Source organism: Mycobacterium paraseoulense (genome assembly GCF_010731655.1).
GTDB lineage: Bacteria > Actinomycetota > Actinomycetes > Mycobacteriales > Mycobacteriaceae > Mycobacterium > Mycobacterium paraseoulense.
In genome coordinates, this window is sequence record NZ_AP022619.1 from 214,203 (window position 1) to 235,793 (window position 21,591).

Below are 21,591 nucleotides of genomic sequence, written 5' to 3' on the forward strand. Positions count from 1 at the left end.
CCGGGGCTAGCTGGGCTGACTCGGCCGGGAGGGCAGTTTCGCCGCGGCCTCCTCGTCCAGCAGCCACAGCGTGGTTTCCTGCCCGATCGCCCCGGCGGCGGGCACCGAGACCGGCGGGGCGCCGCCGATCGCCGCGGCGACCGCGTCGGCCTTCGAGGCGCCGGACACCATCAGCCAGACCTCGCGCGAGCGCTGAACGGCGGGCAGGGTCAAGGTGATTCGTTGGGGAGGTGGTTTGGGGGAGTCCTCGACCGGGACGACCATGCGGCTGGTCTCCAGCACGGCGGGGGTGTCCGGGAATAGGGAGTTGATGTGCCCCTCCGGGCCCATCCCCAACAGGTGCACGTCGAAATTCGGAACCCGTTGGCCGGGGGCCGCATTGGCCGCCAGCAGCTGCTCGTAGGCCAGCGCCGCGGCCGCGAGGTCGGTTCCGAATTCGCCGTCGCTGGCCGGCATCGTGTGCACATGGCTGGACGGAATGTCGATCCGGTCCAGCAACGCGGCGCGGGCCTGCTTGTCGTTGCGTTCGTCGTCGTCCTCGGGGACGTAGCGCTCGTCACCCCAGAACAGGTGCACCTTGGGCCAGGCGATCTCGTGGGCCGTCAGGGACTCGAGCAACCCGATGCCGTTGCCGCCGCCGGTCAGCACGACGAGCGCACGGTCCCGGGCCGCCACGGCCTCGCGGATGGTGCCGGCCAGCCGGTTGGCCGCGGCCTCGACCAGCGCCTGACTTTCGGGAAAAACTTCGATGATGGTGCTCACACGTACTGCACTTTCTCAATGCCTTCTAGCGCCGTCTGGTAAATCTCATCGGGGTCGAGCCGCCGCAGGTCCTCGGCGAGACACTCGCCGGTTTCCCTGCGCGCCAAGGGGAGCAAGGCCTCCGGCTTGGCGGTGCGGCTCAACGTCGCCGTCCTGCCCTGTTGGGGCCGGCTCAACACGATGGTCTCGCTCTTGCGTACCAGTTCCACCTTGAGCTCGCCGACCGCCCGGCGCACCGGGCCGTCGATCCGACTGGCCAGCCACCCCGCGAGGATGTCAAGCGCCGGTTCGGCTTTCAGGCCCGACACCAGGGCCGACTCGATCGGCTCGTGCGGCGGCAGGTCGACCGCGGAGGTGAGCAGCGCACGCCAGTAGGTGATGCGAGCCCACGCCAGGTCGGTGTCGCCGGCGGTGTATCCGGACCGTCGGCTCTTGATCGCCGAGAGCGGGTCGGTTCCGTTGGTGGCGTCGGTGATGCGTCGGATCGCCAACTTGCCCAACGGGTCTTGGGCCGGAATCGCGGGGGCGACGTCGGGCCACCACGCCACCACGGGGATGTCGGGCAGCAGGAACGGGGTCACGACGCTGGCGGCGTGCCCGGCGAGCGGCCCGGACAGGTTCAGGATCACCACCTCGGTCGCTCCGGTGTCTCCACCGGCGCGCAGCTGCGCGTCCAGGCGCGGCTCGTCGGCATACGGGTCCCCCCGCATCGTGACGATGATTCGGCTGGGATGCTCGTGGCTGGCGTTGTTGGCCGCCTCCAGCGACTCCTCGAGGATGGCGTCGCTGTCCGGCGCGACGATCAGCGTCAGCACCCGGCCCATCGTCACGGCGCCGACCTTCTCGCGCAGTTCGTCGAGCTTCTTGTTGACCGCGGTGGTCGTGGTGTCCGGCATGTCGATAATCACGGGCGCCGCCATTCGCGACCGGTCCGGCGCAGCATCTCGAACGCGGACTCCGGGCCCCAGGTGCCGGCCTCGTACGGCTCGGGCTTGCCGTCGGCCGCCCAGTTGTCGAGGACGGGATCCAATATCTGCCAAGCCAATTCGACCTCTTCGTTGACCGGAAACAGCGACGGCTCGCCCAGCAGCACGTCGAGGATCAGCTGTTCGTAGGCCTCCGGAGACTCTTCGGCGAACGCCGAGCCGTAGGAGAAGTCCATGTTGACGTCGCGGACCTCCATCGCGGTGCCGGGCACCTTGGAACCGAATCGCAGCGTGATGCCCTCGTCGGGCTGCACCCGGATGACCATGGCGTTGGTACCCAGCTCGTCGGTCATGGTGGCGTCGAACGGCAGATGCGGGGCGCGCTTGAACACCAGCGCGATCTCGGTCACCCTGCGGCCCAGGCGTTTCCCGGTGCGCAGGTAGAACGGCACGCCGGCCCAGCGGCGGGTGTCGACCTCCAGCGTGATCGCGGCGAACGTCTCGGTGGTGGAGTCCTTGGCGAACCCTTCCTCGTCGAGCAGCCCCACCACCTTCTCGCCGCCCTGCCAGCCGCCGGCGTATTGGCCGCGGCTGGTGGTCTCGTCGAGCGGCTGGGCCAGCTGCGTCGCCGAGAGCACCTTGATCTTCTCGGTCTGCAACGCCGCCGGGTTGAAGCTGACCGGCTCTTCCATCGCGGTCAGCGCGAGCAGCTGCATCAGGTGGTTCTGGATGACGTCGCGGGCGGCGCCGATGCCGTCGTAATAGCCGGCGCGCCCGCCCAATCCGATGTCCTCGGCCATGGTGATCTGCACGTGGTCGACGTAGTGCGCGTTCCAGATCGGGTCGAACAACTGATTGGCGAACCGCAACGCCAGGATGTTGCGGACCGTCTCCTTGCCCAGGTAGTGGTCGATGCGGAACACCGCCTCCTCGGGGAAGACGGCGTTGACCGCATGATTGAGGGCCTGCGCACTCTCCAGGTCGTGCCCGAACGGCTTCTCGATCACCACCCGGCTCCACCGATCGCCCTGCGGGCGGGCCAGCCCGGACCGGTGCAGCTGGTCGCACACCACCGGGAAGGACTTCGGCGGGATGGCCAGGTAGAAGGCGTGGTTCCCGCCGGTGCCGCGCTCGGCGTCGAGCTTGTCCAGGGTTTCGGCCAGCCGGCCGAACGACTCGTCGTCGTCGAAAGACCCCGGCACGAAACGGAATCCCTCAGCGAGCCGCTCCCAGTTCTCCTCCCGGAACGGGGTGCGGCAGTGGTCCTTGACGGCCTGGTAGACCACCTTGCGGAAGTCTTGGGTTTCCCAGTCCCGGCGGGCGAAGCCCACCAACGAGAAGCTCGGCGGCAGCAGGCCGCGGTTGGCCAGGTCGTAGATGGCCGGCATCACCTTCTTGCGGGCGAGGTCGCCGGTGACGCCGAAGATCACCATGCCGCAGGGGCCGGCGATCCTCGGCAGCCGCTTGTCGCGCTTGTCCCGTAGCGGGTTATGCCATTGTGCAGCGGTTCGAGCCGGACTCATTTCGAGGCGGAACCCAGCTGCTTCTGCGTCTCCTCGAGCAGCTCGGTCCACGACTCCACGAATTTCTCCACGCCCTCGTCCTCCAGCACCACGAACACGTCGCGCAGGTCGATCCCGACGCCGGCCAGCTTGTCGAACACCTCCTGGGCGGCGGACGCGGTGCCGGTGACGGTGTCGCCCTTGATCTCTCCGTGGTCAGCGACAGCGTCAATCGTCTTCTCCGGCATGGTGTTCACCGTGTTGGGGGCGACCAGCTCGGTGACGTAGAGGGTGTCGGAATAGTCGGGGTTCTTGACCCCGGTCGACGCCCACAGCGGTCGCTGCACCCGGGCCCCGTCGCCCTTGAGCGCTTCATAGCGGTCGCCACCCTCGAACACCTCCTGGTAGGCGGCGTAGGCGAGGCGGGCGTTGGCGACGCCGGCCTGGCCGCGCAACGCGAGCGCCTCCTCGGACCCGATCTTCTCCAAGCGCTTGTCCACCTCCGTATCCACCCGGGACACGAAAAACGATGCGACCGAATGGATTTTGGACAGGTCGTGACCCGCCTCGCGGGCCTTCTCCAGGCCGGCCAGGTAGGCGTCCATCACCTGACGGTGCCGCTCCACCGAGAAGATCAGCGTGACGTTGACCGAAATCCCTTCCGCCAGAACGGCGGTGATGGCCGGGATGCCGGCCTTGGTGGCCGGGATCTTGATGAACAGATTCGGCCGGTCGACGATCTTCCACAGCTCGATGGCCTGCGCGGTGGTCTTGTCGGTCTCCGCGGCCAGGCGCGGGTCCACCTCGATGGAGACCCGGCCGTCGACGCCGTCGGAGGCTTCCCACTGCGGCCGCAGCACGTCGCACGCGTTGCGGACGTCGTCGGTGGTGACGGTGCGGATCGTGGCGTCGACGTCGGCGGCGCGCTCGGCGAGTTCGGCGATCTGGTCGTTGTAGGTGTCGCTGTCGGCGAGCGCCTTCTGAAAGATCGACGGGTTGGTGGTCACGCCGACAACGCTTTTCGTGTCGATCAGCTCCTGCAGGTTGCCCGATTGCAACCGCTGGCGCGACAAGTCGTCCAGCCAAACGGATACGCCCGCGGCGGACAGCGCCGCGAGGTTAGGGTTCTGAGTCATGTGAATCACCCTTTCTCAGTTATCCACGACCTGTTCCGCGGCGGCCGCGACGGCTTCTGCGGTGAAACCGAATTCACGGAACAAAGTTTTGTAGTCGGCGGATTCGCCGTAGTGCTCGATCGACACGATCCTGCCGGTGTCGCCGACGAGCTTGTGCCAGGACTGCGCGACGCCGGCCTCGACGGCCACCCGGGCCGACACCGACGGCGGCAGCACGCTGTCGCGGTAGTCCTCGGGCTGCGACTCGAACCATTCCACGCACGGCATGGACACCACCCGCGCAACAATGTCCTTGTCCGCCAACAACTTCTGGGCCTCGACCGCGAGCTGAACCTCCGAGCCGGTGGCGATCAGCACGACGTCGGGGTCCTCGACGCCTTCGTCGCCGAGGATGTAGCCACCCCGGGCCACCCCGTCGGCGTCGGTGCCCTCCAGCACCGGCACCCCCTGGCGGGTCAGGATCAGCCCGACCGGGCCGCTGCCGTTGCCGCGGGCCAGGATCGTGCGCCAGGCGTAGGCGGTCTCGTTGGCGTCGGCCGGGCGCACCACCGACAGCTTCGGGATGGCGCGCAGCGCCGCGAGGTGCTCGATCGGCTGGTGGGTCGGCCCGTCCTCGCCGAGCCCGATCGAATCGTGCGTCCACACGTAGATCGTGTCGATGTCCATCAGTGCGGCCAGTCGCACCGCCGGGCGCATGTAGTCCGAGAACTGCAGGAAGGTGCCGCCGTAGGCCCGGGTCGGGCCGTGCAGCACGATGCCGGACAGGATCGCCCCCATCGCGTGCTCGCGCACACCGAAATGCAGCGTGCGGCCATACCAGTGGGCGGTGTAGTCTTTCGTCGAAATCGACGGCGGCCCAAAGGAATCCACGCCCTTCATGGTGGTGTTGTTGCTGCCCGCCAAATCGGCCGAGCCGCCCCACAGCTCGGGCAGTTTCGGGCCCAGCGCGGAGAGCACCTCACCGGACGCCGCGCGGGTGGCCAGCGCCTTCGACCCCGGCTCCCAGTACGGGATGTCGGCGTCCCAGCCGTCGGGCAATTCCTCGGCGATCAACCGGTCCAGCAGCGCCTTGCGGTCCGGTTCGCGCTGCGCCCACGCGTCGAAATCGGCCTGCCACTTCTCGTGCGCTTCCTTGCCCCGGTCCACCAGCTTGCGCGTGTGGGCGATGACCTCGTCGCGCACCTCGAAGTTCTTGCCGGGGTCGAAGCCCAGGATCTCCTTGACGGCCGCGACTTCCTCGTCGCCCAGCGCGGCGCCGTGCGCCTTGCCGGTGTTCATCAACTTGGGCGCCGGAAAGCCGATGATGGTGCGCAACTCGATGAACGACGGCCGGTCGGTGACGGCCTTGGCGTTGGCGATGGCCTCCTCGATGCCGACCACGTTCTCGCCGCCTTCGACCCTCTGGACATGCCAGCCGTAGGCCTCGTAGCGCGCGGCGGTGTCCTCACACAGCGCGATGTTGGTGTCGTCCTCGATCGAGATCTGGTTGTGGTCGTAGAAGACGATCAGGTTGCCCAGCTGCTGGACGGCCGCCAGCGACGAGGCCTCCGATGTGACGCCTTCCTCGATGTCGCCGTCGGAGGCGATCACGTAGACGAAGTGGTCGAACGGGCTGGTGCCCTGGGCAGCGTCCGGGTCGAACAGCCCGCGCTCGTAGCGCGCCGCCATCGCCATGCCCACCGCCGAGGCCAGGCCCTGGCCGAGCGGACCGGTGGTGATCTCAACACCCTTGGTGTGCCGGAACTCAGGGTGCCCGGGCGTCTTGGATCCCCACGTGCGCAGCGACTCGATGTCGGACAGCTCCAGACCGAACCCGCCCAGGTACAGCTGGATGTACAGCGTCAGGCTGCTGTGCCCGCACGACAACACGAACCGGTCGCGGCCCAGCCAGTAGACGTCGCTGGGATCGTGGCACATCGTGCGCTGGAACAGCGTGTAGGCCAAGGGGGCCAGGCTCATCGCCGTTCCGGGATGTCCGTTGCCGACCTTCTGGACCGCGTCCGCGGCCAGCACCCGGACGGTGTCGACGGCGGCCGAGTCAAGCTCGGACCAGTCGTCGGGGAGGTGCGGTTGGGTCAGCGTAGAGATCTCTTCGAGTGTGGTCACAGACTCAGTCCTAAGGGTCATCGAGCTGATCAATCCCACCCTAGTGCGGGACGGCCGGCTCTTGCAGTGCAGGTTTCGGGTACCCGCCGCCGGCTGGTGTGAAAATTACGCGGTGGCCGCCGACCCGTAACATTCAGTTGGGAAATCTGGGAGAAGCCTGGGTGAACGGACCCTGCGGGCGGGCCATCACCGCCCCGCGGTCTACCATCGTGTGTAGTAGATGCTGCGCGTCGCTGCGACCCCAAGGAGTTATTGCGTGAGCGTTCGCGGGCGCGTCGCCCCGAGCCAGATACCGAGCCGAGTCCACGGCACGGTGCTGGCGTATCTGGCGCTCACCAAGCCGCGGGTCATCGAGCTGTTGCTGGTGACCGCGATACCCGCCATGCTGCTCGCCCACCGCGGGGCCGTGAATCCGCTGCTGATTCTCAACACGCTGGTCGGCGGGATGCTGGCCGCCGGGGGAGCCAACACGCTCAACTGCGTGGCCGACGCCGACATCGACAAGGTGATGAAGCGCACCGCACGCCGGCCGCTGGCCCGCGCGGCGGTGCCGACGCGCAACGCCTTGGTGCTGGGCCTGGTGCTCACGGTGGGCTCGTTCTTCTGGCTGTGGTGGACGACGAACCTGCTGTCGGGTCTGCTGGCGCTCGCCACCATCGCCTTCTACGTGTTCGTCTACACGTTGCTGCTCAAGCGCCGCACGTCGCAGAACGTGGTGTGGGGCGGCGCGGCCGGCTGCATGCCGGTGATGATCGGCTGGTCGGCCGTCACCGGCACCATCGGCTGGCCGGCGCTGGTGATGTTCGCGGTCATCTTCTTCTGGACGCCGCCGCACACCTGGGCGCTGGCGATGCGTTACAAGGACGACTACAAAGCGGCCGGCGTCCCGATGCTGCCCGCCGTGGCCACCGAGCGTGAGGTCACCAGGCAGATCCTGATCTACACCTGGCTGACGGTGGCGGCGACGCTGGCGCTGGCCTTGGCCACCGGCTGGTTGTACGCGGCGGTCGCCCTGGTCGCCGGGGTGTGGTTCCTGACGATGGCCCACCAGCTGTACGCGGGGGTGCGCGCCGGCGAGCCGGTCAAGCCGCTGCGGCTGTTCCTGCAGTCGAACAACTATCTCGCCGTGGTGTTCTGCGCGTTGGCGGTCGACTCGGTGATCGCGCTCCCGCATCTGCTCTGACGCCCGCGCGAATGGGCCGAGGGGGTCGCGGCTCAGGGCAGCAGCACGATCGAGCCCGCCGTCTTGCGGCCCTGCAGATCCTGATGGGCGCGCGCGGCTTCGTCCAGCGGGTAGCGCCCGCCGACTTCGATGGTGATGGCCCCGTCGGCGATCGCGTCGAACAATTCCTCTGCCCGCCAGCTGAATTCCTGGCCGGTGCGGATGAAATGGGCCAGCGAAGGCCGGGTCAGGAACACCGAGCCGGCGGCGTTGAGCCGCTGCGGATCGAACGGCGGGACCGGTCCGCTGGCCGCGCCGAACAGCGCCAGCGTGCCGCGCACGGCCAGGCTGGCCAGGCTGGCGTCGAAGGTGGTGGCACCGACGCCGTCGTACACGGCCTCGACGCCGGCGCCGTCGGTGAGTCCGCGGATCTGCCGGCCGAATTCCTCCGCGTCGTCCGGGTAGGACAGCACCTCGTCGGCGCCGGCCTGCCTGGACAGCCGGGCCTTCTCCGGCGTGGAGACCGTGGTGATGACCCGCGCGCCGAGCAGATGGGCCCACTGCGTCAGGATCAGCCCCACCCCGCCGGCGCCGGCGTGCACCAGGACCGTGTCACCGGCCTGCACCGGATACACCGACTTCAGCAGGTAGTGCGCGGTGAGGCCCTTCAGCAGCACCGATGCGGCCACGTCGGAGCTCACGCCGTCCGGCACGTGTGCCGTCAAAAACGCTGGGGCAGCGGCGTATTCGGCGTAACCGCCGGACGCCGACGCGCTGACCACCCGGTCGCCGACGCGGAAACCGTCGACGTCGGCACCGGTCGCGGCGACGGTGCCGCACAGCTCCGAGCCGAGGATGAACGGCAGCTCGCGCGGGTACTGCCCCGAGCGGAAGTAGGTGTCGATGTAGTTGACGCCGATCGCCTCGGCCTTGATCAGCACCTCGCCGGGACCGGGCGCGGGTTGAGGCGCGTCGACGTAGCGCAGCGCCTCGGGGCCGCCGGTTTCCCTGACTTCGATTGCGTGCATGTGCTTATCATGCCCGGGCATGAAACTCGCCCGCCCGGACATCTTCCATCCCCGCATCGTGCTGGCGGGGCCCGGCGACGATGCGGCCGGCGATCCCGACGACGCCGGGCTGGTCCCGGCGCTGCGCACCCGCGGACTGCACGCCCGCTGGCGGTCCTGGTCCGATCCCGAGACCCTGCGCGCCGACCTGGTGATCCTGCGCGCCACCGCCGACGGCCCGAACGGGCGCGACGGGTTCCTCGCCTGGATCCGTCGCGTGCGTCACCTGCTCAATCCGCCCGACGCGATCGCCTGGAACCTCGATGAGCGGTATCTGCGCGACCTCGAGAACGACGGGGTGCCTACTCAGCCGGGCGGGGCGGCGGACGCGGCGCTGATCTTCCTGGGCGGCAAGCAGTCACACGCCTGGCCGGTCGACCCGGAGTTCGAATCGTGGGACCTGGGTTACGCGGCGCTCGCGGCCGCCGCCGGTCGCGTCGGCAGCACCGCGCGCGAGTTTCTGTATGCGCGCGCCGACGTTCGCGGGGACCGGCTGGTGGGGCTTGACCTCGTCGCGCCGTCGCTGGGCTGGGCGCACCTCGACGTCGCCACCCGCGAGCGCGCGCAGCGCGAGTTCGCGCTGGCCGTGGAGTCAGCCTGCGAGCGGCTCGGCCTCGGTCCGCTCTCGCATCGAGGCCCATAGCGCGGCCGTGGCCGCGGTGCAGGCCGCGGCTCCGGCCACGTGCAGGGCGACCAGCGCGGCGGGCACCCCGGTGAAGTACTGGGCGGTGCCGACGGCGGCCTGCGCGCACACCAGGGCGAGCAGCACGATCAGCCGCCGCAGGATGGGCCGGGCGGCGCGCACCGCCAGCAGCCCGAAGCCGAGGCCGACCAGCAGGGCGAGGTAGGCGACCAGCAGCGAGGAGTGTGCGTGCACCAGGGTGTCGACCGCGACCTCGAGCCGAGGGACCGTGCGGGTGGGGCTGCGGTCACCCGCGTGTGGGCCGGCGGCCGTCACCAGCGTGCCGGTGACCAGCACCACGGCCAGATTCAGGCCGATCAGCGCCGTCAGGGCGCGCAGCGGCCTGGCGACCCGCGGGTGCGACAACCCGTCGTCGGGCTCGCCGATCTTGACGTAGAGCAGCACGGACAGCCACACCATCGTCATCGAGGTGAGCAGGTGGATGGCCACCGTCCACCACAGCAGCCCGGTGCGCACCGTGATGCCGCCGATGACCGCCTGCACCACCGTGGACACCGGCATGAGCCACGCGTAGATCAGGACTTCCCTGCGCCGCCGGGCCCGGGTCACGGCCAGCACGGCCAGCGCCGCGGCCACGACCACCGCGAAGGTGATCATCCGGTTGCCGAACTCGACGGCCTGGTGGATGCGCGGCACCTCGGCGTGCGCGACCGGCGTAAAGCTGCCCGGAAAGCACTGCGGCCAGGTGGGACAACCCAGGCCGGACGCGGTGACGCGGACGATCGCCCCGGTGACCGCGATGCCGCCCTGGGTCAGGATGACCGTCGCGGCGATGATCCGCTGGATGCGCACGCTCGGATTGGGGAGCAGGTCCACCAACCGCATCAGCGTTCGTCCCACGGGCATGGCCCGATGGTAGGCCAACGAAAACTACGTCCTGTAGTAAGCCCTGGCGTCGTCGAGATTGCCGTGACGGCTGCTCTGGCGGCGCCGACCGCGACCATGGCGGCAATCTCGACCGCGCGTCAGGTGAACCGGAACCAGCGCCGCGCGGCCAGGGCCGCCAGTGCCCCCCACGCCACCAGGACGACGATCCCGAACCAATCCACCGACAAGACCATCGCCCGCGACAGCGCCTCGGTGAGCGCGCCCGACGGGGTGAGCCGGGCCGCCCACTTGACCCCGGTCGGGATCATCCCGCTTTCCACGGTCAGCGCGCCGAGCCCGGCGAAGACGAACCACAGCAGGTTGGCGACCGCGAGCACGATCTCGGCCCGCAGCGTGCCGCCGAGCAGCAGCCCGAGGGCCGCGAAACCCGCGGTGCCCAGCGCGATGACCGCCGCGCCCAACGCCAGCGCCGCCGGGGCGGGCCGCCAGCCCAGCGCAAACCCGATGGCCCCCAACAGGATTGCCTGTAGGAACACCACGGTGACGACGGCCAGTGACTTGCCCGCGATGATGCCCCAGACGGGTAGCGGAGTCGCGCCCAGCCGCTTGAGCGCGCCGTAGCGCCGGTCGAAGGCGACGGCGATGGCCTGCCCGGTGAACGCGGTCGAAATCACCGCCAGGGCCATGATGGCCGGCACGAAGGTGGCGGCCCGGTTGTGGCCGAACGAGCCGAACGGCAACAGGGTGAGCCCGATTAGCAGCGTGATCGGGATGAACATGGTCAGCAGCAGCTGCTCGCCGTTGCGCAGCAGCAGCTTGAGCTCGAGGCCGAACTGGGCGGCCAGCATCCGCGGCACGGCGGCCGGCCTCGGGTCGGGGGTGAAGGTGCCCGCGGGGAAGACGTCCGATTCGGTCACTGCCGCAACTTCCTGCCGGTGAGGTCGAGGAACACGTCCTCGAGGCTGCGCTGCTCGACGCGCATGTCGGTGGCCAGCACGTCGATCCGCGCGCACCACGCCGTGACGGTGGCCAGGACCTGCGGGTCGACCGGCCCCTCCACCAGATACTCGCCCGGCGTCACCTCGCTGGCCCGATAGTCCTCCGGCAGGGCGGCGCTCAGCAGGGACAGGTCGAGCCGCGGCGGCGCGGTGAACCGCAGCTCGTCCTTGGCGCCGGTGCGCATCAGCTCGGCCGGTGTGCCGGCGGCCACCGTCGCGCCGTGGTCGATGATGATCAGCCGGTCGGCGAGCTCCTCGGCCTCCTTGAGTTGGTGGGTGGTCAGCAGCACCGTCACGCCGTCGCGGCGCAGGGCGTCGATCAGTTCCCAGACCAGCAGCCGGGCGTGCGCGTCCATGCCGGCGGTCGGCTCGTCGAGGAAGACCAGCTCGGGCCGGCCGACCAGCGCGCAGGCCAGCGCGAGCCGCTGCTGCTGCCCGCCGGACAGCCGCCGGTAGGTGGTGCGGGCGGCGTCGGTGAGGCCCAGGGTGTCCAGCAGCCACGCCGGGTCCAGCGGGTCGGCGGCGTAGGAGGCGACCAGGTTGAGCATTTCGCCGGCGCGGGCGCTGGGGTAGCCGCCGCCGCCCTGCAGCATGACCCCGATGCGGGTGCGCAGGCGGGCGTTGTCGGCGATCGGGTCCAGCCCGAGCACCTCGATGGTGCCGGCATCCGGGCGCACGAACCCCTCGCACATCTCGACCGTCGTGGTCTTGCCGGCGCCGTTGGGGCCCAGCAGGGCGAGCACTTCGGCGGCGTGCACCTCGAGGTCGAGATCGTCGACGGCAGTGGTGGATCCGTAGTGCTTGCTGACCCCGCGCAGTCGCACGACTGTTTCAGGAACGTCCGAGCTCACGTGGAATCAGCGTAGGCGTCGGGCAGCGCCTCCGAACTAGGGGTGGCCCGGGGGGCCTCGGCGGTCCCCGGCGCCGGCGCGGTCGCGACGGGCTGCGGCGGCGTTTCGGAGCCCTCGGCCGGCATCCGCCGCCACGGCAGCCGGGTGTAGGTCAGTGCGATGAGCGCCGCCACGATCACGGTGCTGGCCAGGGTGGCGTCCACGATCTGGAAAAGCGCGAAGCGGTCCCCGTTGGCCGTCGGGCCGAAGATGCCGACGACGAGGGTGATGACGATGACCGCGGTCCGGAACCCGCTGCGGGTCGCCCAGGCGGCCAGCGGGATGATCGCCCACAGCAGGTACCAGGGCTGCACGACGGGAAACAGCAGCACGGTGACGCCCAGCGCCACGCCCAGGCCGCCGATCGGGTGCAACCGGCCGCGGAAGACCGCCACCAGCAACCAGCCGACCATCACCATGATGATCAGCACGCCGATGGCGCGGGTCAGCCCCAGCACCGCGGTGGTGTGGTCCCCGAGCCCCAGGAGGATCCCCACCTGCCCGGTGCCCAGCGCCAGCAGGGTCGGCGGCGACATCCAGCTGCGGACGACGTTGGCCGTGCCCAGGGTGTAGATCCAGCCGAACCCGAGCCCACTGGCCCAGCCGACGACCGCCATCACCGCCAGCGACAGCGCCGTCATCGCGCCGCCCGCCAGCAGCAGCGCCCGCAGGTTGCCCCCGCAGCGATAGGCCAGCGCCATCGTGACGAACCCGAGCGCCAGCAGCGACGGCAGCTTCACCTGCGACGACAGGACGATCAGGACGGCGCCGGCCAGCAGCATGCCCAGCGGTTCCCACTGCGGGCCGGGCCGCCAGGAAGCCGGGAACAACTGCGGTGCGTCGATGCCGCGCAGCGCGAACTCGGCGCCGGCCAGCATCAGCCCGAGCATCAGCGCCTCGTTGTGAACCCCGGCGACCAGATGCATGATCAGCAGCGGATTGGCCGCGCCCAGCCACAGCGCGCTCACCTCGGCGACGCCGCACCGCCGGGCCAGCCGCGGTGTCGCCCACACGATCAACGCCACGCCGATCAGTTCGACCAGCCGGTGACACAGCACTGCGGCGACGATGTTCTCCCCGGTGATCGCGGAGATGCCGCGTCCGATCCACAAAAACAGCGGGCCGTAGGGCGCCGGCGTCTCGCGCCACAGGGTGGGGACCGACAGCGTGAAGACGTGGGACAGGCCGAGCCCCGACGCCGGGCCCACCCGGTACGGGTCGAGCCCTTCCAGGGAGATCTGGCTCTGGGCCAGGTAGGAGTAGACGTCCTTGCTGTACATCGGCGGCGCGATCAGCAGCGGCAGGATCCACAGCATCAGGGTGCGGTCCAGGTCACCGCGCGACATCCGCCTGCTGCCCAGCGCGAACCGGCCGAGCATCAGCCAGGCCAGCGCCATCATGACCGCGCCGGTCGTCGTCATCGTCAACGAGACCGTCTGTATCCGCGAGGGCAGGTTGAGCAGCCGCACCCCGAAGGTGGGGTCCTGCACGACGGGCCGGGCCCCGGCGCCCAGCGCGCCGATGGCCATCAGGACGGTGCCGGTGGCCCCGAACAGGCGGGTGCGCTGCAGCGCGGTGAGCTCGGTATCGTTCAGCGGCGTGCCCACCGCCTGCTCGTCGCCGTGCAGGCTGGCGATCGACGAGCTCAGCGCGTGGTGGCGGGCTGCCATCAGTGCAGCCTAACCGGCGGGTACCCCCGGCCCGTCGGCTCGCCATCGCGATGACGTCCGCGGGCGGTCGTCCCGGCCGCCGCTGCCCGGGCCTTCCGCACGCGTAGCCTCGCGGTCGTGGCGATCCGCGACCATGGCGACCCCGGGGATGCGCCGTCTGCGCCCCCGCCCCTGTGCCCACCGACGAACGACGCGCGCCCGGCCGCCGCGGAGCAGGCCCGCACCATCGCCGCCGCCACCAACGCCGCCACGTTGGCCACCCTGACCGCCGACGGCGACCCGTGGGCGTCGTTCGTGGCCTATGGACTGCTGGACGGGATGCCGGTGCTGTGCGTCTCCAGCCTGGCCGAGCACGGCCGCAACCTCGCGGGCGACCCGAGGGCCAGTCTGTCGATCGTGGCGGCGAGCGGCGACACCGACCCGCTGGCCGGCAGCCGAATCACCCTGGCCGGGCTGGTCGCGAAGCCCACGGCGTCCGAACGCGACGAGGCCCGGGCGGCATACCTGGACGCGGTCCCCGCCGCCCGGTACTACGTGGACTTCAGCGACTTCAGCCTGTGGGTGTTACGAGTTCAGCGGGTGCGGTGGGTGGGCGGATACGGCCGGATGGACTCGGCCACCGGCGACCAGTACGCCGCCGCCTCCCCGGATCCGATTGCGCCGGCGGCCGCCCGGGCCCTCGCGCATCTCAATGCCGACCACGCCGACGCCCTGGCGGCCATGGCCCGAGCCTTCGGCGGCTACCCCGACACCGACACGGCAATCTGTACCGGCGTGGACCGCTACGGCCTGGACCTGCGGGTGCATACCCCCCGCGGAGTGGCCTACACCCGGGTCGGGTTTCCGGCGCGGCTGCAATCCGTGGGCCAATTACGTTCGGCCACAGCGGACTTGGCCCGCGCCGCGGAACCGGCCCGCGGAACCGGCTGTTGACGGACTCGGCGGCTCACACGCAAGCGCATGATCCATCGCGTCGTTGAAGACGAGCCGCCAACAGCCGGGACCGCGTCAGGGGCTACTTCTCGTCGCCGTCGGCCTTGCTCAGCGCCCGGTCCGCGGTCGAGACCAGCTTGCGGTTGAACTGATATTGGGCGGCGACGAGCTTGTCGGCCAGCTCGATGGCGGCGTCGACGATCTTGGTGCGCAGCGGTTGCACCGCTTCCGGGATGGCGTCGTCAAGGGTCTTGTGGAACGCGCGGAGCGCTTCGACCGCGGCGTGCTGTCCGGCTTTCGCCGATTCACGCACCTCGTCGAGCAGGTCGGTCGAACGCGATGCGACGGACTTCGATTCGGTCGTCTGAGCCATGTCAATTCCTTCATCTGGGTGATTTCACTACCGCCGCCGACGCTATTCGGCGCGGCGGGCCGGCCACTATGGGCGAAGGTCCCATCGCGGCTGCCAATGGTCTTCGCCGTCGGCGAAGGCCGGGGAGGATGTACCGCCACGAAAATTCGCGTCGTAACGCCACGTCGTGACGCACATGTCCGCTCGGGTAGCCTCGCGTTCGCGTCGTCACCAGTGTGACCAGCGCAACGGGCGCTCAGGGCACCCTTGGTGGACCGATCCCCGGAATTGCGTCACACTGGTGTTGTGAAAATCCGTACCGGCCTCGATGACGCTGCCGCGCGCACAGCGGCCGCGGCGGTGCCGGATCGCCACACCCGCCGCGCCATCGTGCGCTTGCTGCTGGAGTCCGGATCGATCACCGCCGGCGAGATCGGCGACCGGCTCGAGCTGACGGCCGCCGGCGTGCGGCGCCATCTCGACGCCCTGATCGAGGCGGGTGACGCCGAGTCGGTGCCCGCAGCGTCGTGGCAGCAGGTGGGGCGCGGCCGTCCCGCCAAGCGTTTCCGGCTGACGGCGGCGGGCCGCGCCAAGCTCGAACACGCCTATGACGACCTCGCGGCGGCGGCCATGCGGCAGCTGCGCGAGATCGGCGGGGAGGACGCCGTCCAGACGTTCGCCCGGCGCCGCATCGACGCGATCCTCGCCGGCGTCCCGGCCGCCGACGGCGACGACGACGCCGCGGTCGAGGCGGCCGCCGAGCGGGTCGCCGACGCGCTGACCCGGGCCGGCTACGTCGCCACCACGGCACGCGTCGGCGGACCGATCCACGGCGTGCAGATCTGTCAGCACCACTGCCCGGTGTCGCACGTCGCCGAGGAGTTCCCGGAGCTGTGTGAAGCCGAGCAGCAGGCCATGGCCGAGGTGCTCGGGACCCACGTGCAGCGGTTGGCGACCATCGTCAACGGGAATTGCGCCTGCACCACCCACGTGCCTCTGACCCCGGCGCCCAGCCCGCGCCGCGCCACCACGAGCATCGAAGGAGCGTCGCTATGACCCTCACCCCGGAGGCCCAGAAGGTCACTGCCGGACCGTTGACCCAGGAGCAGACGATCGCCTCCCTGGGCCGCTACGGCTACGGCTGGGCCGACTCCGACGTCGCCGGCGCCGGCGCGCAGCGCGGGCTTTCCGATGCGGTGGTCCGTGACATCTCGGCGAAGAAGAACGAGCCCGAGTGGATGCTGGAGACACGGCTCAAGGCGCTGCGCATCTTCGACCGCAAGCCGATGCCGAACTGGGGCTCGGACCTCAGCGGTATCGACTTCGACAACATCAAGTACTTCGTGCGCTCCAGCGAGAAGCAGGCCGCGACGTGGGATGACCTGCCCGCGGACATCAAGAACACCTACGACAAGCTGGGCATCCCGGAGGCCGAGAAGCAGCGGCTGGTCTCCGGTGTGGCCGCGCAGTACGAGTCGGAGGTGGTCTACCACTCCATCCGCGAGGACCTGGAGGCCCAGGGCGTCATCTTTCTGGACACCGACACCGCGCTGCGCGAGCACCCCGAGCTGTTCAAGCAGTACTTCGGCACCGTGATCCCGGCCGGGGACAACAAGTTCTCCGCTTTGAACACCGCGGTGTGGAGCGGCGGATCGTTCATCTACGTCCCGCCCGGCGTGCACGTCGACATCCCGCTGCAGGCCTACTTCCGGATCAACACCGAGAACATGGGCCAGTTCGAGCGGACCCTGATCATCGTCGACGAAAACGCTTACGTGCATTACGTGGAGGGCTGCACGGCGCCCATCTACACGTCGGACTCGCTGCACTCGGCGGTGGTGGAGATCATCGTCAAGCCCGGTGGCCGTTGCCGTTACACCACGATTCAGAACTGGTCGAACAACGTCTACAACCTGGTCACCAAGCGGGCCCGCGCGGAGGCCGGGGCCACCATGGAGTGGGTCGACGGCAACATCGGGTCCAAGGTGACCATGAAATACCCGGCGGTGTGGATGACCGGGGAGCACGCCAAGGGCGAGGTCTTGTCGGTCGCCTTCGCCGGGGAGGGACAGCACCAGGACGCCGGCGCCAAGATGTTGCACCTGGCGCCGAACACGTCGAGCAACATCGTCTCGAAGTCGGTGGCCCGCGGCGGTGGCCGCACCTCCTACCGCGGCCTGGTTCAGGTGAACAAGGGCGCGCACGGCTCCCGGTCCAGCGTGAAATGCGATGCGCTGCTGGTCGATACGATCAGCCGCAGCGACACCTACCCCTACGTCGACATCCGTGAGGACGACGTCACGATGGGCCACGAGGCCACGGTGTCCAAGGTCAGCGACAACCAGCTGTTCTACCTGATGAGCCGCGGGCTGACCGAGGACGAGGCGATGGCGATGGTGGTGCGCGGCTTCGTCGAGCCGATCGCCAAGGAACTGCCCATGGAATACGCCCTGGAACTCAACCGGCTCATCGAGTTGCAGATGGAGGGCTCCGTCGGATGACGGCTGCACTCAACAAGGGCGAGTTGTTCGCGTCCTTCGACGTGGACGCCTTCGAGGTGCCCAGCGGGCGCGACGAGATCTGGCGGTTCACCCCGCTGCGGCGGCTGCGCGGGCTGCACGACGGCTCGGCGCAGGCCACCGGTAGGGCGCAGATCAGCGTCGCCGAACAGCCCGGCGTGCAGGTCGAGAGCGTGCGCCGCGGCGACGAGCGGCTCGGCCGCGCCGGTGTTCCCGCCGACCGTGTTGCGGCACAAGCTTTTTCGTCGTTCAATTCCGCGACGCTGGTGAGCGTCGGGCGGGACACCCAGATCGCCGAGCCGATCAACATCACCGTGACCGGCCCCGGGGCGGGCGCGGTGGCCTACGGGCACCTGCAGATCAGCGTCGCCGAACTCGGCGAGGCGGTCGTGGTGATCGACCATCGCGGCAGCGGAACCTACGCCGACAACGTCGAATTCATCGTCGACGATGCCGCCCGGCTCACCGTCGTGTGGATCGCGGACTGGGCCGACGACATGGTTCACGTCAGCGCGCACCATGCGAAGCTGGGCAAGGACGCGGTGCTGCGGCACGTCGCCGTCACCCTGGGCGGCGAGGTGGTGCGGATGTCGAACAACGTGCGGTACGCCGCCCCGGGCGGGGACGCCGAGCTGCTCGGCTTGTACTTCGCCGACGACGGGCAGCACCTGGAGGCGCGGCTGCTGGTCGACCACGCCCAGCCCAACTGCAAGTCCAACGTCCTGTACAAGGGTGCGCTGCAAGGAGATCCGGCATCGCAGCGACCCGACGCGCACACCGTCTGGATCGGTGACGTGCTGATCCGGGCCGAGGCCACCGACACCGACACCTTCGAGGTGAACCGCAACCTGGTGCTCACCGACGGGGCGCGCGCCGACTCGGTGCCCAACCTGGAGATCGAGACCGGCGAGATCGTCGGCGCCGGACACGCCAGCGCCACCGGGCGTTTCGACGACGAGCAACTGTTCTACCTGCGCGCCCGCGGCATTCCCGAGGACCAGGCGCGCCGGCTGGTCGTGCGCGGCTTCTTCGGCGAGATCATCTCCAAGATCGCCGTGCCGGACATCCGGGAACGCCTGACCGCCGCCATCGAACACGAACTGGAAATCACGGAGAAGACAGCAGCCTCATGACGACCCTGGAAATCAAAGACCTGCACGTCAGCGTCGAAGACCACAACGCCCCCGAGGGCAACCGCGAGATCCCCATCCTCAACGGCGTCAACCTGACCGTCAATTCCGGTGAGACGCACGCGGTGATGGGGCCCAACGGGTCCGGCAAGTCGACGCTGTCCTACGCCATCGCCGGTCACCCGAAGTATGAGGTGACGTCCGGGTCGATCACGCTGGACGGCCAGAACGTGCTGGACATGAGCGTCGACGAACGCGCCCGCGCCGGGTTGTTCCTGGCCATGCAGTACCCCGTCGAGGTGCCGGGGGTGTCGATGTCGAACTTCCTGCGCAGCGCCGCGACCGCCGTCCGCGGCGAGCCGCCGAAACTGCGCCACTGGGTCAAGGAGGTCAAGGCCGCCATGGCCGACCTCGACATCGACCCGGCGTTCGCCGAACGCAGTGTCAACGAAGGATTTTCCGGTGGCGAGAAGAAGCGCCACGAGATCCTCCAGCTGGGGCTGCTGAGGCCCAAGATCGCCATTCTCGACGAGACCGACTCCGGCCTGGACGTGGACGCGCTGCGGGTGGTCAGCGAGGGCGTGAATCGCTACGCCGAGGCGGAGCACGGCGGCATCCTGTTGATCACCCACTACACCCGGATCCTGCGCTACATCCGTCCGCAATTCGTGCACGTGTTCGTCGGGGGCCGGATCGTCGAATCCGGCGGTCCGGAGCTGGCCGACGAACTCGAGGAGAACGGCTACGTGCGCTTCACGCAGAGCGATGGCGACGACCCGCAGCACCCGGCTTCGCCGCGCTCGCGAGCGGCGGCCGCAGGGGCCTAAGTATGACCGCGACAGCACTGGACGTCGACGCCATCCGCGCTGACTTTCCCATCCTGAAGCGCACCATGCGCGGCGGAAAGCAGTTGGCGTACCTCGATTCCGGCGCGACGTCGCAGCGCCCGCTGCAGGTGCTCGACGCCGAACGGGATTTCCTGATCACCTCCAACGGCGCGGTGCACCGCGGCGCGCACCAGCTGATGGAGGAGGCGACCGACGCCTACGAGCAGGGCCGCGCGGACGTCGCGGCGTTCGTCGGCGCCGGCGCCGACGAGCTGGTCTTCACCCGCAACGCCACCGAGGCGCTCAACCTGGCGTCATACGTCCTGGGCGACAACCGCTTCCACGGTGCCGTGGGGAAGGGTGACGTCATCGTCACCACCGAGCTCGAGCACCACGCCAACATCGTCCCCTGGCAGGAGCTGGCCCGTCGCAGCGGCGCCACGCTGCGCTGGTACGGCGTGACCGACGACGGGCGGATCGACCTGGACTCGCTGGAGCTCGATGAGCGCGTGAAAGTCGTTGCCTTCAGCCATCATTCGAACGTGACCGGCGCGATCGCGCCGGTGGCCGAGCTGGTCGGGCGCGCTCACGCGGTGGGCGCCCTGACGGTGCTGGACGCCTGCCAGTCGGTGCCGCACGAGCCGGTCGACCTGCACGCGCTCGGCGTCGACTTCGCCGCGTTCTCCGGGCATAAGATGCTGGCCCCCAACGGGGTCGGCGTGTGCTACGCCCGTCGCGAGGTGCTCTCGGAGCTGCCGCCCTTCCTCACCGGCGGGTCGATGATCGAGACGGTGACCATGGAAGCGTCGACCTACGCTCCGGCGCCGCAACGGTTCGAGGCCGGCACCCCGATGACCTCCCAGGTGATCGGGTTGGGCGCTGCCGCAAGGTATCTCAGCGCCATCGGCATGGACGCGGTCCGGGCGCACGAACGTGACCTGGTCGCCGCTGCCATCGAGGGACTTTCGGGCATCGAGGGCGTGCGGATCATCGGGCCGACCACCATGGCGAACCGGGGTTCGCCCGTCTCGTTCGTCGTCGACGGCGTACACGCGCACGATGTCGGGCAGGTGCTCGACGACGACGGCGTCGCGGTGCGGGTGGGGCATCACTGCGCGATGCCGCTGCACCGCCGGTTCGGCGTGGCGGCGACGGCCAGGGCGTCGTTCGCCATGTACAACACCGCCGACGAGGTCGAGCGTCTGGTTGCCGGCGTGCGGCGCGCGCTGGAATTCTTTGGGAGAGAATGACAGTGCGCATGGAGCAGATGTATCAGGACGTGATCCTCGATCACTACAAGCATCCGCAGCACCGCGGCCTGCGCGAGCCGTTCGGTGCGCAGGTCCACCACGTCAACCCGGTCTGCGGCGACGAGGTGACCCTGCGGGTCGCCTTGTCCGACGACGGGGAGCGGGTCGCGGACGTCTCCTATGACGGCCAGGGCTGCTCGATCAGCCAGGCGGCGACGTCGGTGCTCACCCAGCAGGTGATCGGTCAGGCCGTGCCCGAGGCGCTCGAGACCGTCACCGCGTTCACCGACATGGTGTCCTCGCGCGGCGCCGTCGAGGGCGACGAGGACGTTCTCGGCGACGGGATCGCGTTCGCCGGGGTGGCCAAATATCCTGCCCGGGTGAAATGCGCGCTGCTGGGCTGGATGGCGTTCAAGGACGCATTGGCCCAGGCTTGCGCGGACAGGGGCGCGGACGTCGAGGAGGAGAAGGATGAGCGAGACCGCTGCACCGGGTGACGAGTTTCTTGCCGACCTCGAGGAGGCGATGCGCGACGTCGTCGACCCCGAATTGGGCATCAACGTCGTCGATCTCGGACTGGTCTACGGCCTCAACGTCGAAGAGGGTGACGAGGGAACCGTCGCCCTGATCGACATGACGTTGACCTCGGCGGCCTGCCCGCTGACCGACGTCATCGAGGACCAGTCCCGCAGCGCGCTCGTCAGCAGCGGGCTGGTCGACGATTTGCGGATCAACTGGGTGTGGAACCCACCGTGGGGGCCCGACAAAATCACCGAGGACGGGCGCGAACAACTGCGGGCCCTCGGTTTTACAGTCTGAATCCTGCCCGG

General features: G+C 69.5%; 21 protein-coding genes. 10 read left to right on the forward strand and 11 right to left on the reverse strand.

Translation table 11 applies throughout. The features are described 5' to 3' along the window. Nucleotides 1–6 precede the first annotated feature (6 nt). Genes pgl through tkt form a run of 5 tightly spaced genes read right to left on the reverse strand, consistent with a single transcriptional unit; the run spans nt 7 to nt 6,432 of the window. Nucleotides 7–762, reverse strand: a complete 756-nt coding sequence (pgl, locus tag G6N51_RS01070; RefSeq protein ID WP_083173788.1) for a 6-phosphogluconolactonase — start codon at nt 760–762, stop codon at nt 7–9. Beyond that, nucleotides 759–1,670, reverse strand: a complete 912-nt coding sequence (opcA, locus tag G6N51_RS01075) for a glucose-6-phosphate dehydrogenase assembly protein OpcA (RefSeq protein WP_083173835.1) — start codon at nt 1,668–1,670, stop codon at nt 759–761. The genes pgl and opcA overlap by 4 nt, the downstream gene beginning before the upstream one ends. Beyond that, nucleotides 1,667–3,211 (reverse strand): glucose-6-phosphate dehydrogenase, encoded by a 1,545-nt coding sequence (zwf, locus tag G6N51_RS01080; protein ID WP_083173789.1) that lies wholly within the window; start codon nt 3,209–3,211, stop codon nt 1,667–1,669. The genes opcA and zwf overlap by 4 nt, the downstream gene beginning before the upstream one ends. After that, on the reverse strand, nt 3,208–4,326 hold the full coding sequence (gene tal / locus G6N51_RS01085) for a transaldolase (RefSeq protein WP_083173790.1): 1,119 nt from the start codon (nt 4,324–4,326) through the stop codon (nt 3,208–3,210). The genes zwf and tal overlap by 4 nt, the downstream gene beginning before the upstream one ends. A gap of 15 nt (nt 4,327–4,341) precedes the next feature. Beyond that, nucleotides 4,342–6,432, reverse strand: coding sequence for a transketolase (gene tkt / locus G6N51_RS01090; RefSeq protein WP_083173791.1), 2,091 nt, complete (start codon nt 6,430–6,432; stop codon nt 4,342–4,344). A 256-nt stretch (nt 6,433–6,688) separates the two neighbouring features. On the opposite strand from tkt, the gene G6N51_RS01095 reads away from it, so the two are divergent. Continuing rightward, nucleotides 6,689–7,615: a heme o synthase gene (locus tag G6N51_RS01095; protein ID WP_083173792.1), complete on the forward strand. Its 927-nt coding sequence runs from the start codon at nt 6,689–6,691 to the stop codon at nt 7,613–7,615. 32 nt (nt 7,616–7,647) lie between these two features. Here the strand turns inward: G6N51_RS01095 and G6N51_RS01100 are convergent, their stop codons facing one another. After that, nucleotides 7,648–8,622, reverse strand: coding sequence for a quinone oxidoreductase family protein (locus G6N51_RS01100; RefSeq protein ID WP_083173793.1), 975 nt, complete (start codon nt 8,620–8,622; stop codon nt 7,648–7,650). Nucleotides 8,623–8,641: 19 nt separating this feature from the next. On the opposite strand from G6N51_RS01100, the gene G6N51_RS01105 reads away from it, so the two are divergent. Next, nucleotides 8,642–9,304: a hypothetical protein gene (locus G6N51_RS01105; RefSeq protein WP_083173794.1), complete on the forward strand. Its 663-nt coding sequence runs from the start codon at nt 8,642–8,644 to the stop codon at nt 9,302–9,304. On the opposite strand, the gene G6N51_RS01110 is transcribed toward G6N51_RS01105, so the two are convergent. From G6N51_RS01110 to mptB, 4 genes are all read right to left on the reverse strand, one after another. Further along, complete coding sequence (locus tag G6N51_RS01110) at nt 9,254–10,189, reverse strand: COX15/CtaA family protein (RefSeq protein ID WP_174814356.1); 936 nt, start codon at nt 10,187–10,189, stop codon at nt 9,254–9,256. The genes G6N51_RS01105 and G6N51_RS01110 overlap by 51 nt on opposite strands. 140 nt (nt 10,190–10,329) lie before the next feature. After that, complete coding sequence (locus G6N51_RS01115) at nt 10,330–11,109, reverse strand: ABC transporter permease (RefSeq protein ID WP_083173796.1); 780 nt, start codon at nt 11,107–11,109, stop codon at nt 10,330–10,332. After that, the gene (locus tag G6N51_RS01120; protein ID WP_142275120.1) at nt 11,106–12,041 is read right to left on the reverse strand and encodes an ABC transporter ATP-binding protein; all 936 of its coding nucleotides are present in this window, start codon (nt 12,039–12,041) and stop codon (nt 11,106–11,108) included. Before G6N51_RS01120 ends, G6N51_RS01115 begins: the two co-directional genes overlap by 4 nt. Then, on the reverse strand, nt 12,038–13,750 hold the full coding sequence (gene mptB, locus G6N51_RS01125; protein WP_083173798.1) for a polyprenol phosphomannose-dependent alpha 1,6 mannosyltransferase MptB: 1,713 nt from the start codon (nt 13,748–13,750) through the stop codon (nt 12,038–12,040). Before mptB ends, G6N51_RS01120 begins: the two co-directional genes overlap by 4 nt. Before the next feature lie 117 nt (nt 13,751–13,867). On the opposite strand from mptB, the gene G6N51_RS01130 reads away from it, so the two are divergent. Beyond that, nucleotides 13,868–14,683, forward strand: a complete 816-nt coding sequence (locus G6N51_RS01130; RefSeq protein WP_083173799.1) for a HugZ family pyridoxamine 5'-phosphate oxidase — start codon at nt 13,868–13,870, stop codon at nt 14,681–14,683. An 82-nt stretch (nt 14,684–14,765) separates the two neighbouring features. Here the strand turns inward: G6N51_RS01130 and G6N51_RS01135 are convergent, their stop codons facing one another. Continuing rightward, on the reverse strand, nt 14,766–15,056 hold the full coding sequence (locus G6N51_RS01135) for a hypothetical protein (protein ID WP_083173800.1): 291 nt from the start codon (nt 15,054–15,056) through the stop codon (nt 14,766–14,768). A gap of 246 nt (nt 15,057–15,302) precedes the next feature. Here G6N51_RS01135 and G6N51_RS01140 point away from each other — a divergent pair, with 246 nt between their 5' ends. The 7 genes from G6N51_RS01140 to G6N51_RS01170 are packed head-to-tail and all read left to right on the forward strand — an operon-like array spanning nt 15,303 to nt 21,580. Then, entirely contained in the window at nt 15,303–16,091 is a 789-nt protein-coding gene (locus G6N51_RS01140; RefSeq protein WP_083173801.1) for a helix-turn-helix transcriptional regulator, read from the forward strand. Continuing rightward, nucleotides 16,088–17,536, forward strand: a complete 1,449-nt coding sequence (gene sufB / locus G6N51_RS01145; RefSeq protein ID WP_083173802.1) for a Fe-S cluster assembly protein SufB — start codon at nt 16,088–16,090, stop codon at nt 17,534–17,536. The genes G6N51_RS01140 and sufB overlap by 4 nt, the downstream gene beginning before the upstream one ends. Further along, nucleotides 17,533–18,687 (forward strand): Fe-S cluster assembly protein SufD, encoded by a 1,155-nt coding sequence (gene sufD, locus G6N51_RS01150; RefSeq protein ID WP_083173803.1) that lies wholly within the window; start codon nt 17,533–17,535, stop codon nt 18,685–18,687. Before sufB ends, sufD begins: the two co-directional genes overlap by 4 nt. Next, nucleotides 18,684–19,511 carry a Fe-S cluster assembly ATPase SufC gene (gene sufC, locus G6N51_RS01155; protein ID WP_083173804.1) on the forward strand — a complete coding sequence of 276 codons (828 nt, stop codon included), beginning with the start codon at nt 18,684–18,686 and terminating at the stop codon, nt 19,509–19,511. Before sufD ends, sufC begins: the two co-directional genes overlap by 4 nt. Before the next feature lie 2 nt (nt 19,512–19,513). Continuing rightward, nucleotides 19,514–20,761, forward strand: a complete 1,248-nt coding sequence (locus G6N51_RS01160) for a cysteine desulfurase (protein WP_083173805.1) — start codon at nt 19,514–19,516, stop codon at nt 20,759–20,761. Beyond that, nucleotides 20,758–21,258, forward strand: a complete 501-nt coding sequence (gene sufU, locus G6N51_RS01165; RefSeq protein WP_083173806.1) for a Fe-S cluster assembly sulfur transfer protein SufU — start codon at nt 20,758–20,760, stop codon at nt 21,256–21,258. Before G6N51_RS01160 ends, sufU begins: the two co-directional genes overlap by 4 nt. Further along, nucleotides 21,233–21,580, forward strand: a complete 348-nt coding sequence (locus tag G6N51_RS01170; protein WP_083173807.1) for a metal-sulfur cluster assembly factor — start codon at nt 21,233–21,235, stop codon at nt 21,578–21,580. The genes sufU and G6N51_RS01170 overlap by 26 nt, the downstream gene beginning before the upstream one ends. Nucleotides 21,581–21,591: the final 11 nt, after the last annotated feature.